The sequence below is a fragment of the Bradyrhizobium genomosp. III genome (assembly GCF_000261705.1).
GTDB classification, from domain to species: Bacteria; Pseudomonadota; Alphaproteobacteria; order Rhizobiales; family Xanthobacteraceae; genus Bradyrhizobium; species Bradyrhizobium ottawaense.
The window spans coordinates 20,691-35,122 of sequence record NZ_AJQF01000045.1 but is presented as its reverse complement, the minus strand read 5'-3'; the positions used below and the strand labels follow the sequence as shown (position 1 = coordinate 35,122).

Here is a 14,432-nt window from a genome sequence, read left to right as displayed (position 1 = left end):
CCCCCGCCAGCGCCGAGATGTCGCTGCCGTCGACGACGACCCGTCCCGTGGTCGGCTTCTCCAGCCCGTTGATGAGCCGGACCAGGCTCGACTTGCCGGCGCCGGAGCGGCCGATCACGCCGGTGATGGAACCGCGCGGGATTGCGAAATCGATATCTTGCAGCGCGTTGACGCCGGGCTTGCCGCGATAGGCCGGATAGGTTTTCGAGATGCCGGCGAAGCGAACCATCGCGTCCGGCTCGGCTGCGGCAGGTGAAATCGCTTCAGGCGGCGCAATCGGCTGTCCGACGGCGAGCGATTGGTGAGCGTTCATGGAGACGGCCTTCATGCACAATAGTTCTCTCGCCCACCCGAAAAGGCGAACGAAAGCCGGGTCGCATCAGCGACTGGAGATGGAACAGCAGCACACGCCTCTGGGGGAAACGCGCTGCACCGCAGCACGCACCATCGCCTTTTCCAGTCTTTCTTGCAATTTCAGATATTTGCGAGGAGATGGACGAAGATTCCCCAATCCCTCTCCGGAGAAGAATATTCCTTCGCAGAGGGTATCAGTCTCCCGCCCGGGCTCATCCCATCTGCAACCAGGGCAGCACGATCAGCAGAAGACCTGCGAAATAGAGCAGCCCGAAGAGCAGGCCAAAACCCCAGAACTGGCCCTTTCCGATATAGCCGCTGCCGAAATACATCGGCGCCGGTCCTGTCGCGTAAGGCGAGATCACGCCCATCAGGCCGAGCGAGTACATGCAGAGCATGGCGAGGGTCGTGACCGGCAGACCGGGAATGCCCGATCCGACCGCGAGCACGACGGGCAGCACGGCGGCGGCATGCGAGGTGATGCTCGAGAAGAAATAGTGGATCCAGAAGAACAGCGCGACCAGCAGCAGCATCGCGGTCGACGGCGATAGCCCGGCGAGCGGCTTTGCGTATTCGGTCGCGAACCATTTGATGAAGCCGATCTCGTTGAGGCCGGAGGCCAGCGTCAGCAGCGAGGTGAAATAGAAGAACACCTCCCAGGCGCTCTTCTCGCTGACGATGTCGGCAAACTCGATCACACCGGTCACCAGCATCAGGGAGATCACGATGAACACCACGGTGGTGGCATTGACGAAGTTCGAGCCGAGCACGGGCACGTGGATGTCCGGGCTGGAGCCCGCGATCCACAGGAACATCGCGAGCACGATCAGGCCGAGCATGATCCACTCGTTGCGCGACATCGGGCCCATCCCGGCGAGTTCCTTCGCCGCCCATTCGGTGATTTCCGGGCTGCGCTTCACCTCGGGCCGGCAGACCAAATAGCTGAGCAGCGGCACGAGGACCATCAGCAGGATGCCGAGCGGCGCGAAGCCGAGAAACCACTGGCCCCAGCTGACCTCGACCCCGGCGGTCTTCTTGGCGATCGCCAGCGCCGCCGCGTTGGGCGCAAGCGCGGTGAAGAACAGCGAGCTCGTGACGGCGGTCGCGGCGAAGGCCGTCCACATCACATAGGTGCCGATCCTGCCGGCGGTCGGCCCCGGCTCTGAGCCATAGATGCGCGGGATGTTGCTGATGATGGGATAGACGATGCCGCCGCTGCGCGCGGTGTTCGACGGCGTCGCCGGCGCGAGCAGGAAGTCGGACATCGCCACGGCATAGCCAAGGCCGAGCGTGTTGCGGCCAAGGCGCTGCACCAGCACCAATGCAATGCGCCGGCCGAGCTGGCTCTTGCGATAGCCGATCGAGAACACGAAGGCGCCGACGATGAGCCAGACCGTGCTCTCGGCAAAGCCCGCCAGCATCCAGCGCAGCGACTTGCCGGGATCGGGATCGATATAGCCGGCAACGCCCGCGACCGTGAGGCCGATGAAGCCGACCGCGCCGACCGGCATCGATTCCAGGATGAGCCCGGTGATGACGGCCGCGAACACGGCGAAATAGTGCCACTGATTGACGTTGAGCCCTGCAGGCACCGGCCACAGATAGATCACCAGCCACACCACGAGCGGCGCGACCAGTTTCCAGCGAAACCCTTTCGCCTCTGGCGCCTGCGAGCTAGCAGTCATGGGCCCTCCCCCTCGATCGTCGTCGCCTGTGCGGCCCGTGGGCGAGCCTGCTCTTGTCCCTGCGCCGCGTATACGAACTGCCGGTTGTGCGATCAATGGCCTGGCATCAATCTATCGCCCCTTGAAGCGTGGCTTGCGGCGGCCCAGGAACGCCTCGACGCCCTCCTTGTGATCCTCGCTGAGGCTGGCGAGCGCGAACTGGTCGACGTCCATGTGGCTGGCGAGATCGTCCAGCGCATGCGCGAGCCGGTTGACGGTCAGCTTGGTCATCGCGACCGAGAGCGGTGGCTGCGCGGCGACCTTGCGCGCAAGATCCATGGCGGCATCGAAGGCATGGCCGGGATCGACCACCTGCTCCACCAGTCGCCATTGATGGGCCTCATCCGCTGAGATGCGCTCATCAGCCAGGATCACCGCCTGCTTGGTGCGGGCCGGCCCCATCAGGTGCAGCATGCGCGGGATGCTCTGCCAGCTCATGTTCATGCCGAGGCCGATTTCGGGCACGCGCAGATGTGCATCGCGGCCCATGATGCGGAAGTCGAGCGCGACGGCGAGGGCCACGCCGCCGCCGACACAAAAACCCTCGATCGCCGCGATCGTGATCTGCTCCATCGCTTGCCAGGCGTGCGTTAGGCGCGGTCCGAGCTTGAGGTGCCGCCGCAGCGTGCCGAGGTCCATCTCCTTGCGCGAGCGCCCTTCGGCGTCCTTGAGGTCGAAGCCGGCGCTGAACGCGCCCGAGCTGCCGGTCAATACGACGACCGACGTCGCGGCATCGTCCTCGAAGCTGCGCGCCGCCGCGGTCAGCTGCCGCATTGCCTCGGGTGACAGGGCGTTGATGCCGTCGCCCCGATCGAAACGCACCACCGCAATCCGTCCCTCGGGTCCGAGGCCCTTTTCGATCTTCACGTAGTCCGTCACCAACGTCTCCCCATCTGCTTTGCGGCGATGCTAGCCTACATCCGGCCTCACGAATATGGGACCCGGTTGCGCCGCAGCGCATACTCGACAGGCCTGGGCCATTGCGCTTAATCTTCGCCGCCATGAGCCATGATCACGACCATCACCACCACCACGATCACGACCATTCCGAGCTGTCGGAGACCGAGCTGCGCGTGCGCGCGCTCGAGACGATCCTGACCGAAAAAGGCTATGTCGAGCCCGCCGCGCTCGACGCCATCATCCAGGCCTATGAGACCAAGATCGGCCCGCACAACGGCGCACGCGTCGTCGCCAAGGCCTGGACCGATCCGGCGTTCAAAAAGGCGCTGCTCGAGGATGGCTCCAAGGCGATCGGCACGCTCGGCCATGTCAGCCGCGTCGGCGACCATCTCGTCGTGGTCGAGAACACGCCTGCGCGCCACAACATGGTCGTGTGCACGCTGTGCTCCTGCTACCCCTGGGAAATGCTGGGGCTGCCGCCGGTCTGGTACAAGGCGGCGCCCTATCGCTCCCGCGCCGTGAAGGATCCGCGCGGCGTGCTCGCCGACTTCGACGTCACCCTGCCGAAGGACATCGAGATCCGGGTGTGGGATTCCACCGCCGAAACGCGCTTTCTGGTGCTGCCGATGCGCCCCGAAGGTACCGAGGGCTGGAGCGAGGAACAGCTCGCCGAGCTCGTCACGCGCGATTCCATGATCGGCACCGGCTTCCCGCGACAGCCCGGAGCGCCGTCATGAACGGCGTGCACGACATGGGCGGCATGGACGGGTTCGGCAAGGTCGAACCCGAGCCCAACGAGCCGGTGTTCCATGCGGAATGGGAATCCCGCGTGCTGGCGATGGTGCGTGCAATGGGCGCGGCCGGCGCCTTTAACATCGACACCTCGCGCTTCTATCGCGAGATGATCCCGCCGCACGTGTATCTGTCGAGCTCCTATTACAAGAAATGGTTTCTCGGGCTCGAGGAGATGCTGATCGAGAAGGGCTACCTCACCCGCGAGGAAGTCGCCGCCGGCCACGCGATGCAGCCTGCCAAGGCCCTCAAGCACGGCAAGCTGAAGGTCGAAGGCGTCGAGCGCACCATGGTGCGCGGCAAGTTCGCCCGCCCTGCCCCCGCGCCCGCCAAGTTCAAGATCGGCGATCGCGTGCGCGCCAGGAACATCCATCCGGCCACGCATACGCGGCTGCCGCGCTATGTGCGCGGCCATGTCGGCGTGGTCGAATTGAACCACGGCTGCCACGTGTTTCCGGATTCAGCGGCGATGGAGCTCGGCGAGAACCCGCAGTGGCTTTACACGGTGGTGTTCGAAGGCCGTGATCTCTGGGGCGAGGATGGTGATCCCACCCTGAAAGTCTCGATCGACGCGTTCGAGCCCTATCTGGACCCGGCGCGATGAGCGGTACCGCTGCTGCCGCAGCCACCGCGGCCATACCCAGCATTCCCCGCGATGACGACGGCCCGGTGTTCCGCGCGCCGTGGGAGGCGCACGCGTTCGCGATGGCATTGACGCTGCACGAGCGCGGCGTCTTCACCTGGCCGGAATGGGCAGCAAGCCTGGCCTCCGAGATCAAGCGCGCGCAGGCGGCCGGCGATCCCGATACGGGCGAGACCTATTATCTGCACTGGCTCGCCACGCTGGAGGGTCTGGTTGCGCGCAAGGGCGTCGCCTCGACGGAAACCCTGCACCGCTACCGCGACGCCTGGGACCATGCGGCCGATCGCACCCCGCACGGCAAGCCGATCGAGCTCAGGCCGGAGGATTTTGGTTAGCTGGCGCGAAGTTCGGCGTTGCGACGCTCGTGTCCCGGACAAGCTGCAACGCGCAAGCGTTGCGGCGCAGAGCCGGGACCCAGACGGCGACACGATACCTTGCGGAAGCATGGGCCCCGGCTCTGCAGCGCACCGCTGCCGGACGATGCTTCGCATCGCCGCGGGAGCGCTGCGCTGCATCCGGGGCACGAGAGCAGTGCAACGAATCTACCTCCCCGCCACAAACTCCCGCCACCCCTTCGCCCGCAGGCTGCACGCCGGGCACTCGCCGCAGCCATAGCCCCACTCGTGCTGCGCGCCGCGTTCGCCGAGATAGCAGGTATGGGAATGCTCGCGGATGAGGTCGACCAGCCCCTCGCCGCCGAGATCCTGCGCCAGCTGCCACGTCGCGGCCTTGTCGATCCACATCAAGGGCGTGTGCAGCTCGAATGGTCTGGCCATGCCGAGCGAGAGCGCGGCCTGCATGGCGCGGATGGTGTCGTCGCGGCAATCGGGATAGCCGGAATAGTCGGTCTCGCACATGCCGCCGACGATATGGGTGATGCCGCGCCGATAGGCCAGCGCCGCGGCGAAGGTCAAAAACACCAGGTTGCGGCCGGGTACGAAGGTGTTGGGGAGGCCGTCGGCGCCCATCGCGATCGCGACATCGCGCGTCAGCGCCGTCTCGGACACTGCCGCCAGCGTCGGAATCGACAGCGTATGGCTCTCGCCGAGTTTTGCGGCCCAATCGGCGCGCAAGCCCTTGATGCCGTCGAACAGCCGGTCGCGGCAATCGAGCTCGATGGCATGGCGCTGGCCGTAGTCGAACCCCAGCGTCTCCACGCGTGCAAAGCGGCTGAGCGCCCAGGCGAGGCAGGTGGTGGAGTCCTGGCCGCCGGAAAACAGCACCAGCGCGGTTTGTGATGAAATTGCGTCGCTCATGGTCCGCGCTTTAGCACTGCGGACGCGGCCCGCCAATCGGTGGAAATCGGCCCGTTCCGCGCCGCGACGCTGGGAACGGCGGGCCGCTTTTGGCATAAGGTTTTGGAGCCAGGAGAGCGCCCCGCAATGACCCCTTCCCGCGACATTTCCCGCCTGATCGAGATCATGGCGGCGCTGCGCACGCCGGTGACCGGCTGCCCCTGGGACCTCGAGCAGGATTTTGCGACGATCGCGCCCTACACGATCGAGGAGGCCTATGAGGTGGTCGAGGCCATCAGCCGCGGCGATCTCGACGATCTCCGTGAGGAACTCGGCGACCTCCTGCTCCAGGTGGTCTTCCACGCCCAGATGGCTTCGGAGCAGAACGCCTTTGCTTTCGGAGATGTCGTCGAGGCGATCACGCGAAAAATGATCCGGCGCCATCCCCACGTCTTCGCCGACAAGGACGGCAATCTCGCCTCCTCCCATGTCAAGGAAGTCTGGGACCGCATCAAGGCGGAGGAAAAAGCCGAGCGCGCCGCGCGCCGGGCGCCGGAGGACATGCCTGCGCACAAATCGCTGCTGTCAGGCGTCAAGGCCGGCCAGCCCGCACTGACCCGCGCCATGGAGCTGCAGCGCAAGGCCTCCACCGTCGGCTTCGACTGGAACGACCCGCGCGCGGTGCTGCAAAAGATCCGCGAGGAAGCCGACGAGATCGAGGCCGCGCTCGACCGCAACGACAAGCAGGAGATTGCGGAAGAGACCGGTGACCTGATGTTCGCCCTCGTCAACCTCGCCCGCCACGTCGATGCCGATCCGGAGGCCGCATTGCGTGCGACCAACGCAAAATTCGAGCGGCGCTTTGCCTACATCGAACGGTCGCTGGAGGCGCAGGGCCGCACGCTGGAGCAGGCGTCGCTGGCGGAGATGGACGCGCTGTGGAATGCGGCGAAGACCGCCACTTGATACGGGGCACGCAGTGGACATCAGGCAGGACGATCCGAAGGCACCGCATGTCGCCGACTTGTTGGCACATCACCTCGAAGAACTCCGCAGCGTCATGGGCGAGCACGCGCAGGCGCTCGACGCGAGCGGCCTGTCGGCCTCGTCGGTGACGTTCTGGACTGCTTGGCAAGACGGAGTGCTAGCTGGCTTCGGTGCCCTGAAGCAGCTGGATGAGACGCATGGCGAAGTGAAGTCGATGCGGGCCGCGCCCACTGCGCGGCGAACCGGGGTCGGGCGAGCTATTCTGGACCACATCGTTGCCGAAGCCCGCAAGCGCGGTTATGCGCGTCTCAACCTGGAGACCGGCACTGCGCCGCTGCACGGCCCCGCGATCTCGCTCTACCGCAGTGTCGGCTTCGTGCCCTGCGCGCCGTTCGCCGACTATCAGGCGAGCCTGCACAACCAGTTCATGAGCCTCGATCTGTCGAGGTGATCTTCTCAGGCAGCAGCGCCTAGGCCGAGAGGCGTGGCACTGCGTCGAACCTGTTCACCACGATATCCCGCTTGGTCTCGTCGACCCGTACGGTCATGTCGAAGCGGCCGTCGTGCAGCTCCTTGGCCAGCACCTCGGCATTGCGGTGCAGCCAGCTGATGCCGGCGCCGTCGGCGGCGTCGATGGAGAGGTCGAGCGTGGTGCGCTTGGCCGCTAACCGCTCCTCGATCGCGGCAAGCAGGGCGTCGACCCCCTCGCCTGACACGGCCGAGACCAGCATCGCGGGATGGTCCTCCGGCCTGCGCGCGGCGATGTTCAACAGCTCTTCGCGCTGCTCGGAATCGTAGCGGTCGATCTTGTTCCAGACTTCGATGATGCGGCCGGAATCATCGGGGTTGATGCCGAGCTGGCGCAGCACGGCGTCGACGTCGCTCTGCTGGGCCTCGGCATCTTCATGGGATATGTCGCGCACATGCAGGATGACGTCGGCTTCGAGCACCTCTTCCAGCGTGGCGCGGAAGGCGGCGACGAGCTGCGTCGGAAGGTTGGAGATGAAGCCGACGGTGTCCGACAGCATCGCCTTGCCGCCATGTGGCAGGTTGAGGGCGCGCAGCGTCGGGTCGAGCGTGGCGAACAGCATGTCGGCAGCCTGCACGTCGGCACGCGTCAGGCGGTTGAACAGCGTCGACTTGCCGGCATTGGTGTAGCCGACCAGCGCCACGACACGATACGGCACGCGCTGGCGGCCGGCACGATGCAGCCGCCGCGTCGCCTGCACCTTCTTCAGCTCGCCTTCGAGCTTGGAGATGCGCTCCTGGATCAGGCGTCGGTCCGCTTCGATCTGCGTCTCGCCGGGACCGCCCATGAAGCCGAAGCCGCCGCGCTGGCGCTCCAGATGGGTCCATGATCGCACCAGGCGCGAGCGCTGGTAGTTGAGATGCGCGAGCTCGACCTGGAGCGAGCCTTCCTTGGTCTTGGCGCGGCGGCCGAAGATTTCCAGGATCAGCCCGGTGCGGTCGAGCACCTTGGCGTGCAATTCCTTCTCAAGATTGCGCTGCTGGATCGGCGCCAGCGCGCAATCCATCACCACGAGCTCGACATCGAGGCTCTTGGCGAGTGCGGCGATCTCCTCGACCTTGCCCTTGCCGATATAGGTCGCGGGACGGATCTGGCTGATCGGCGCGATGATGGCGTCGGCTATGACGAGATCGATCGCACGCGCGAGGCCGGCGGCTTCATCGAGCCGGGCCTCGGCGTTGCGCTGGATATGAGTCTCCGATTGCGCGTCGGCACCGCCTGCGCGCACCCGCAAATAGGGGCCGATGACAAGCACCCGCCCCGTCTGCTTAGCCCCTGCCGACCGTGGACGGTCGGCATCCCCGTCGAAATTCCGGGGTTCCAATCAGATCACTCTCAAGCCGGCTGATCCTCGCCGCCTTCGAACAACTGGATCGGCGCACCCGGCATGATGGTCGAGATCGCATGCTTGTAAACGAGCTGCGAATGACCGTCGCGCCGAAGCAGTAAACAGAAATTGTCGAACCAGGTCACGATGCCCTGGAGCTTCACTCCGTTGACCAGAAAGATCGTCAGTGGCGTCTTGGTTTTGCGAACGTGATTAAGGAAGGTGTCCTGTAGGTTTTGTGCGCGGTCTGCCGCCATTGTTTTTTTCTCGCTTTGAGTTTCTTTTTATTGCGCCGGTTGCGGCCCTCTTTGTGAAGGTCGGAGCCTCTCCCGGTTGCCGTTCCTCATGAGATCCCCCTCGGAAGGAACAGCTGTGCAATTAGAGGACAGGTGGACCTATTAGGCAAGCCGCTTCACGCGGCAGCTGGCGCGGTATTGCCCCGAAAAACTACGGAAATCGATGGAATTTCCTCGTTTTCGTCAAAGGTGTCGCCGCAACGTCGCGGCGTTAGAATCTTGTTTCGACGGCGTTTTCCTTGCACAAAAACGCGCTAGCCGACACCGAGCGCTTTCAACTTTCGATGCAGCGCCGACCGTTCCATGCCAACGAACTCGGCTGTGCGAGAAATATTTCCTGAAAAACGGCTGATCTGTGCAATCAAATAGTCGCGCTCGAACACTTCGCGCGCCTCGCGCAGCGGCAGGCCCATGATGTGCTCGCCATTGTTGCTGGTCGGCATCGCCGGCACCATGGAGCCGACGTCCTGCGGCAACATGTCGGCCGTGATGATGACCTCCGGTCCACCGGCGGCCAGAATCATGACTCTTTCAACGTTGTTGCGGAGCTGGCGCACATTGCCCGGCCAGACATGCGATTGCAGCACCGCCATCGCGTCCTGCCCGATCTGCCGCTTGGGCAGGCCGCTACCGGCCGAGATCTGCTCCATGAAATAGTCGATCAATTCCGGGATGTCCTCGCGCCGCTCGGAGAGCGCAGGCACGCGGATCGGCACCACCGAGAGCCGATGATAGAGGTCCTCGCGGAAGTGGCCGGCCGCGATCTCCTCTTCGAGATTGCGCGCGGTCGAGGAGATGATGCGCACATCGACCTGCACCTTGGCGGTGCCGCCGACGCGCTGAAACGATTGCTCCACCAGCACCCGCAGGATCTTGTTCTGGGTCTCGCGCGGCATGTCCGCGATCTCGTCGATGAACAGCGTGCCGCCATGGGCTTCCTCGAGCGCGCCGGGCTTGCGCGCCTGTTCGCCGTTGGACTGCTCGACGCCGAACAGCTCGTGCTCCATGCGCTCGGGCGTGATCGCGGCGGCGTTGATGACGACGAAGGGACCGTCGGCGCGGCCCGAGGCCGTATGCAGCGTGCGTGCCGTCAATTCCTTGCCGGCGCCGGCGGGACCGACGATCAGGATGCGGCTGTTGGCCTTGGCCGCGCGCTCGATGGTCTGGCGCAACTGGTTCATGCTCGGCGAGCGGCCGACGAGCTGGCTTGCGCTCGGCGCCAGCTGCTTCAGCTCCTTGACCTCGCGCTTGAGCCGCGAGTTCTCCAGCGCCCTGGTCGCGACCAGGATCAGCCGGTCGGCCTTGAACGGCTTCTCGATGAAGTCGTAGGCGCCGCGCTTGATCGCGGCCACCGCGGTCTCGATGTTACCGTGGCCGGAGATCATCACGACCGGCAGGTCGGCATTGTCCTTCTTGACCTGCTCCAGCAGCTGCAAGCCGTCGAGCTTGGAGCCCTGCAGCCAGATGTCGAGGAACACCAGATGCGGCCGCCGGTTGGCGATTTCAGCCAGTGCAGAGTCGCTGTCGCGCGCAGTCCGCGTGACAAAACCCTCGTCCTCGAGAATGCCTGCGACGAGATCTCGAATATCGGCCTCATCATCGACAATCAGAATTTCACTTGCCATGGGTCGCGCCTGTCTTGTCAGATGCCTGTCGAGGCTTCGATTTTCGTTGAATCATTGGTCTTTTCAGCGGCCTCTTTGGTTTCGGCCGCCAGCTCTTTTGTTTCCTGCGCCGGGTCCTTGACAGGAGCGCCGGCCTGCTCGCCGGTTGCTTCCTTGACCGCGGCCGCCGGGGCCTGCTCGGCTCCCTCGGACTTCGCGGGTTGCCCGGAGATCGCAAAGCGCATCCGCATCCAGGCACCGCGCTGGCCCTCGCGGAAGTCGGAAGCATCTTTCAGCTCGATGCGTCCGCCATGGTCTTCCAGCACGCGGCCGACGATCGCAAGGCCAAGGCCGGTGCCCTTGGCGCGCGTCGTGACATAGGGCTCGAGCAGCCGCGAGCGCGCGACCTTGGGCAGGCCGATACCGTTGTCGATGACGTCGATCAGCACGTCCTCGCCCTGACGCGACACCACGACGTCGATATGACCTTTGCCGAGCTCCTCCGGCGGGACCTGCTCGATCGCTTCGGTGGCGTTCTTGACGATGTTGGTGACCGCCTGCGAGATCAGCCGCCGGTCGAACTGGGCGCGGAGCGGATCCTCTTTGAATTCGGCCTCGATATCGATCTCGGGATGGGCGACCTTCATCAGGAACACGGCCTGCCGCACGGCGTCGGCGACGTCCTCGCCCTCCATCACCGGTTTCGGCATCCGTGCAAAGCGCGAGAACTCGTCGACCATGCGGCGGATATCGTCAACCTGGCGCACGATGGTGTCGGTGCACTGCTCGAAAATCTGCTTGTCCTTGGCCTCTGTGATGCCCTTGCCGAACTTGCGGCGAATGCGCTCGGCCGAAAGCTGGATCGGCGTCAGCGGGTTCTTGATCTCATGCGCGATGCGCCGCGCCACGTCGCCCCAGGCCGAGGTGCGCTGCGCCGAGACCAGCTCGGTGATGTCGTCGAGCGTGATGATGTAGCTGTCATGCGGCTGGTTCTTCTCGGCGCTGACGCGGACCGAGAGATTGCGCTCGGTGCCGTCGCGGGTGATCGTGATCTGGCCCTGCACTAGACGCTGGCTCCCTTCCCGCGCCGCCTTCATCATCTCGTCCAGCTCGGGCAGCACGTCGGAGAGCGGATGACCAAGCGTTTCCGATTCGGCGTGCCCGATCAGCTTCTCGGCCGAGCGGTTCAAAATGCCGACGCTGCCGGAGGTGTCGACGCCGATGATGCCGGCGCTTGCGGAGGACAGCACCGCTTCGATGAAGCGGCGGCGGCTGTCGATCAGGTCGCTGGCGTTGACGAGCTCGTCGCGCTGGCTGCGCAATTCCTGCGTCATCTTGTTGAAGGTCTCGCCTAGCTGGGCGAGATCGCCTTCCGACTGGTGCACCGGCACCTGGACATGGAGGTCGCCGGTCGAGACCGTGTGGGCCGCGTTCATCAGCCGCCGGATCGGCGAGACCAGTGAATTGGCGAAGTTCAGGCCGATCAGCACCGAGGCCATCAGGATGGTCAGCGCGATCACGGCGAACATGAGCGCGAAGGCAACCTGGATTCCGAGCCTGCGCGACTCGATCTGGGCGTATTCGGCGACGCTGACCTCGGTCTGCTTGAGCTGATTGACGACATTCGGATCAAGCGGACGGGCGACATAGAGGAAGGTGTCGCTGAAGGCGCGCAGCCGGATCACGGCGGCCACGAAGCTCGCATCGGGAAGGACCGCGATCTCGGGCTCGGACTCGTTGACGTTGCTGAGGAAGTCGGACGCGGGCGGCGAATAGGCGAGCCGCATGCCGGTGTCGGCGGATTCCAGGATGTTGGTGTTCTTGTCGATGATCATCGCGCCCGGCAGGTTGCGGGAACTGGCGCTGGCGCTCAGCATCTCCCGGAACGAGCGGCGATCCTGGTCATAGAGCGGCCGGGCATGCGCGATATCGTTGGCCATGCCGAGAATGTCGCCGCGGATCAGCTGCGCATGGTCCTGCATATAGGCCCGCGCGATCGTCAGCGAATTCTGGATCACCTCCTTGGTCGGGCCGGAGAACAGCCGGTCGAGGCCGCGTTCGATGGTGACGTTGGCGACGACGGCGACCAGCACCGCCGGCAGCACCGCCACGATCGAGAACAGGCTGACGATCTGGACATGGAGCCGCGCCGCCGCCCTGCCCCGCCGCCGCGCCAGGATCAGCTGCCAGAGCTCGCGGACGATGATTCCGACCAGCAGCAGGATCGTGGCCGCGTTGATCAGGTAGATCGAGCGGACCACCGCCGGCGTCGGCTCGATCGTGGTCAGGCCGGTCAGAACCAGGAAGGTCAGGAAGGCCGAGAGCAGCGCCAGCGCCACGGCAAAGGGCGCCAGCCAGCGCCGCGCCGACCAACGCCGGGGCTCTTCCGCTGGGGCCGTGTCAAAGTGTGCGGCCGAGGTGTCTGCGCTGGTCATTCCGGCAATGGTGGTGCTGAAAACGGGTCCGCGATGGGCGGATACTGATGTATTCGTACCACATTGTTGCCGAATTGCGACAATTCCGCGGCGCCCCCACCGCGGCGGACCGGCGCATCCACAGCTCTGGGGTGCGTGTCGTGATCTGATCGGTCAGCAACCGTACCGTCTCTGGACGGAATTGGACAAAGGCACCGGCATCGTCATTCGCGAACGAGGGTGAGCCTTGACGCAGATCAAGGGTGCGCGGTGGCCGCTCGCGCCAATGTGGCTCATTGCCCGACCGGAGTTCCGCCCATGAAGGCTGTGGCCGTTGAAGAAGCCGTTGCGATGATTCCCGCTGGCGCCAGCGTGATGGTCGGCGGCTTCATGGGCATTGGAACACCGGAGCGCTTGCTCGATGAACTGGTCCGGCAGCAGAAGACCGGATTGTCGGTGATCTGCAACGATGCCGCACTACCGGGTAAAGGCGTCGGCAAGTTGTTTGACGCATCGCTCGTATCGCGTCTGACCGCGACGCATATCGGGCTCAATCCCAAGGCCCAGCAGCAGATGCTGGCGAACCAGATCGAGGTCGATCTCGTGCCGCAAGGCACCCTCGTCGAGCGCATCCGGGCCGGTGGTTGCGGCCTGGGCGGCGTCCTGACGCCGACCGGCGTCGGCACCGTTGTCGCCGAAGGCAAGCGAGAGATCGAGATCGAGGGCAAGCCGTTCCTGCTGGAGACGGCGTTGACGGCGCAATACGCGCTGCTCCACGCGTTTCTCGCCGACCATCTCGGCAATCTCGCTTATGCGCTGACCGCACGCAATTTCAACCCGATCATGGCGATGGCGGCCGATACGGTGATCGTGACAGCCGAGCATATCGTACCAGTCGGCGTGATCGCGCCCGACCATGTCATGACGCCGGCGCCGCTCGTCGATTACCTCGTTATGAACGGGTGACCCATGGACCCGCAGATCATTATCGCCCGCCGCGTCGCCAGGGAGCTCCGCGAGGGCAACCTCGTCAACCTCGGCATCGGCATCCCGACGCTGGTTGCGAACTACGTGCCCTCCGATCTCAAGGTTTTCTTTCAATCGGAGAACGGCCTGATCGGCACCGGGCCCATTCCCGAGCCGGGAATGGCGCATCCGCTCCTGACGGACGCCGGCGGACGCCCGATCAGCGCGCTGCCGGGAGCCAGCACATTCGACAGCGCGATGTCGTTCGGGCTGATCCGCGGCGGCCATGTCGACGTCACCGTGCTCGGCGGCCTCCAAGTCGACGCGCAGGGCCGCCTCGCCAACTGGATGATCCCCGGCAAGATGGTGCCCGGCATGGGCGGGGCGATGGACCTCGTCAGCGGTGCCAGGCGGGTGATCGTCGCCATGCAGCACGCGGCCAAGGGCAAGTCGAAGATCGTCGCCAAATGCACCCTGCCCCTGACCTCGGCGCGGTCGGTCGATCTCGTCGTCACGGACTTGGCCGTGATCGGCTTCTCCGGCGGCAAGGCGACGCTGCTGGAGACCGCGCCCGGGGTCAGTGTCGGCGACGTCATGGCGCTCACGGAAGCCGAGCTGGCTGTTCCCGACAACGTCCCGGAAATGAACGTCTGATCCGTCG

15 protein-coding genes are annotated in these 14,432 nt (G+C 65.0%); 7 read left to right on the top strand and 8 right to left on the bottom strand.

Annotated elements, in window-relative coordinates; all coding sequences use genetic code 11:
• From IC66_RS0104350 to IC66_RS0104340, 3 genes are all read right to left on the bottom strand, one after another.
• Positions 1 to 328 (bottom strand): ATP-binding cassette domain-containing protein (locus IC66_RS0104350; protein ID WP_038946764.1); only part of this gene is annotated, 328 nt, incomplete at its 3' end.
• Positions 329 to 566: 238 nt separating this feature from the next.
• The gene (locus IC66_RS0104345) at positions 567 to 2,039 is read right to left on the bottom strand and encodes a DASS family sodium-coupled anion symporter (RefSeq protein WP_038946763.1); all 1,473 of its coding nucleotides are present in this window, start codon (positions 2,037 to 2,039) and stop codon (positions 567 to 569) included.
• A 111-nt stretch (positions 2,040 to 2,150) separates the two neighbouring features.
• Positions 2,151 to 2,957 carry an enoyl-CoA hydratase/isomerase family protein gene (locus tag IC66_RS0104340; RefSeq protein WP_038946762.1) on the bottom strand — a complete coding sequence of 269 codons (807 nt, stop codon included), beginning with the start codon at positions 2,955 to 2,957 and terminating at the stop codon, positions 2,151 to 2,153.
• A 122-nt stretch (positions 2,958 to 3,079) separates the two neighbouring features.
• Between IC66_RS0104340 and nthA the strand changes: the two genes are divergently transcribed.
• The 3 genes from nthA to IC66_RS0104325 are packed head-to-tail and all read left to right on the top strand — an operon-like array spanning position 3,080 to position 4,748.
• Entirely contained in the window at positions 3,080 to 3,715 is a 636-nt protein-coding gene (nthA, locus tag IC66_RS0104335) for a nitrile hydratase subunit alpha (protein WP_028144664.1), read from the top strand.
• A complete protein-coding gene (nthB, locus tag IC66_RS0104330) occupies positions 3,712 to 4,374 on the top strand; it encodes a nitrile hydratase subunit beta (protein WP_038946761.1) in 663 nt (220 codons plus the stop codon). The genes nthA and nthB overlap by 4 nt, the downstream gene beginning before the upstream one ends.
• Complete coding sequence (locus IC66_RS0104325) at positions 4,371 to 4,748, top strand: nitrile hydratase accessory protein (RefSeq protein ID WP_028144666.1); 378 nt, start codon at positions 4,371 to 4,373, stop codon at positions 4,746 to 4,748. Before nthB ends, IC66_RS0104325 begins: the two co-directional genes overlap by 4 nt.
• 207 nt (positions 4,749 to 4,955) lie before the next feature.
• On the opposite strand, the gene queC is transcribed toward IC66_RS0104325, so the two are convergent.
• The gene (queC, locus tag IC66_RS0104320) at positions 4,956 to 5,669 is read right to left on the bottom strand and encodes a 7-cyano-7-deazaguanine synthase QueC (RefSeq protein ID WP_028144667.1); all 714 of its coding nucleotides are present in this window, start codon (positions 5,667 to 5,669) and stop codon (positions 4,956 to 4,958) included.
• A 126-nt stretch (positions 5,670 to 5,795) separates the two neighbouring features.
• Here queC and mazG point away from each other — a divergent pair, with 126 nt between their 5' ends.
• Both mazG and IC66_RS0104310 read left to right on the top strand, forming a co-directional pair.
• Positions 5,796 to 6,614, top strand: a complete 819-nt coding sequence (mazG, locus tag IC66_RS0104315; protein ID WP_038946760.1) for a nucleoside triphosphate pyrophosphohydrolase — start codon at positions 5,796 to 5,798, stop codon at positions 6,612 to 6,614.
• Positions 6,615 to 6,627: 13 nt separating this feature from the next.
• Positions 6,628 to 7,086 (top strand): GNAT family N-acetyltransferase, encoded by a 459-nt coding sequence (locus tag IC66_RS0104310; protein WP_038946759.1) that lies wholly within the window; start codon positions 6,628 to 6,630, stop codon positions 7,084 to 7,086.
• Positions 7,087 to 7,105: 19 nt separating this feature from the next.
• On the opposite strand, the gene hflX is transcribed toward IC66_RS0104310, so the two are convergent.
• The 4 genes from hflX to IC66_RS0104290 form a co-directional block, all read right to left on the bottom strand.
• A complete protein-coding gene (hflX, locus tag IC66_RS0104305; protein ID WP_028144670.1) occupies positions 7,106 to 8,488 on the bottom strand; it encodes a GTPase HflX in 1,383 nt (460 codons plus the stop codon).
• Between the two features lie 11 nt (positions 8,489 to 8,499).
• Positions 8,500 to 8,748 carry an RNA chaperone Hfq gene (gene hfq, locus IC66_RS0104300; RefSeq protein WP_007591126.1) on the bottom strand — a complete coding sequence of 83 codons (249 nt, stop codon included), beginning with the start codon at positions 8,746 to 8,748 and terminating at the stop codon, positions 8,500 to 8,502.
• Between the two features lie 293 nt (positions 8,749 to 9,041).
• Positions 9,042 to 10,412 carry a nitrogen assimilation response regulator NtrX gene (gene ntrX / locus IC66_RS0104295; protein ID WP_018320442.1) on the bottom strand — a complete coding sequence of 457 codons (1,371 nt, stop codon included), beginning with the start codon at positions 10,410 to 10,412 and terminating at the stop codon, positions 9,042 to 9,044.
• 17 nt (positions 10,413 to 10,429) lie between these two features.
• Positions 10,430 to 12,826, bottom strand: coding sequence for a sensor histidine kinase (locus IC66_RS0104290; RefSeq protein ID WP_028144671.1), 2,397 nt, complete (start codon positions 12,824 to 12,826; stop codon positions 10,430 to 10,432).
• 297 nt (positions 12,827 to 13,123) lie between these two features.
• Here IC66_RS0104290 and IC66_RS0104285 point away from each other — a divergent pair, with 297 nt between their 5' ends.
• Both IC66_RS0104285 and IC66_RS0104280 read left to right on the top strand, forming a co-directional pair.
• The gene (locus tag IC66_RS0104285) at positions 13,124 to 13,771 is read left to right on the top strand and encodes a CoA transferase subunit A (protein ID WP_028144672.1); all 648 of its coding nucleotides are present in this window, start codon (positions 13,124 to 13,126) and stop codon (positions 13,769 to 13,771) included.
• A 3-nt stretch (positions 13,772 to 13,774) separates the two neighbouring features.
• Positions 13,775 to 14,425 carry a 3-oxoacid CoA-transferase subunit B gene (locus IC66_RS0104280; RefSeq protein WP_038946758.1) on the top strand — a complete coding sequence of 217 codons (651 nt, stop codon included), beginning with the start codon at positions 13,775 to 13,777 and terminating at the stop codon, positions 14,423 to 14,425.
• Positions 14,426 to 14,432 lie beyond the last annotated feature (7 nt).

Coding starts and splice junctions, on each gene's coding strand:
- mazG (WP_038946760.1), top strand. CDS start 5,796: ATGACCCCTTCCCGCGACATTTCCCGCCTGATCGAGATCATGGCGGCG.
- IC66_RS0104325 (WP_028144666.1), top strand. CDS start 4,371: ATGAGCGGTACCGCTGCTGCCGCAGCCACCGCGGCCATACCCAGCATT.
- nthA (WP_028144664.1), top strand. CDS start 3,080: ATGAGCCATGATCACGACCATCACCACCACCACGATCACGACCATTCC.
- IC66_RS0104345 (WP_038946763.1), bottom strand. CDS start 2,039: ATGACTGCTAGCTCGCAGGCGCCAGAGGCGAAAGGGTTTCGCTGGAAA.
- ntrX (WP_018320442.1), bottom strand. CDS start 10,412: ATGGCAAGTGAAATTCTGATTGTCGATGATGAGGCCGATATTCGAGAT.
- queC (WP_028144667.1), bottom strand. CDS start 5,669: ATGAGCGACGCAATTTCATCACAAACCGCGCTGGTGCTGTTTTCCGGC.
- IC66_RS0104290 (WP_028144671.1), bottom strand. CDS start 12,826: ATGACCAGCGCAGACACCTCGGCCGCACACTTTGACACGGCCCCAGCG.
- nthB (WP_038946761.1), top strand. CDS start 3,712: ATGAACGGCGTGCACGACATGGGCGGCATGGACGGGTTCGGCAAGGTC.
- hfq (WP_007591126.1), bottom strand. CDS start 8,748: ATGGCGGCAGACCGCGCACAAAACCTACAGGACACCTTCCTTAATCAC.
- IC66_RS0104285 (WP_028144672.1), top strand. CDS start 13,124: ATGAAGGCTGTGGCCGTTGAAGAAGCCGTTGCGATGATTCCCGCTGGC.
- IC66_RS0104280 (WP_038946758.1), top strand. CDS start 13,775: ATGGACCCGCAGATCATTATCGCCCGCCGCGTCGCCAGGGAGCTCCGC.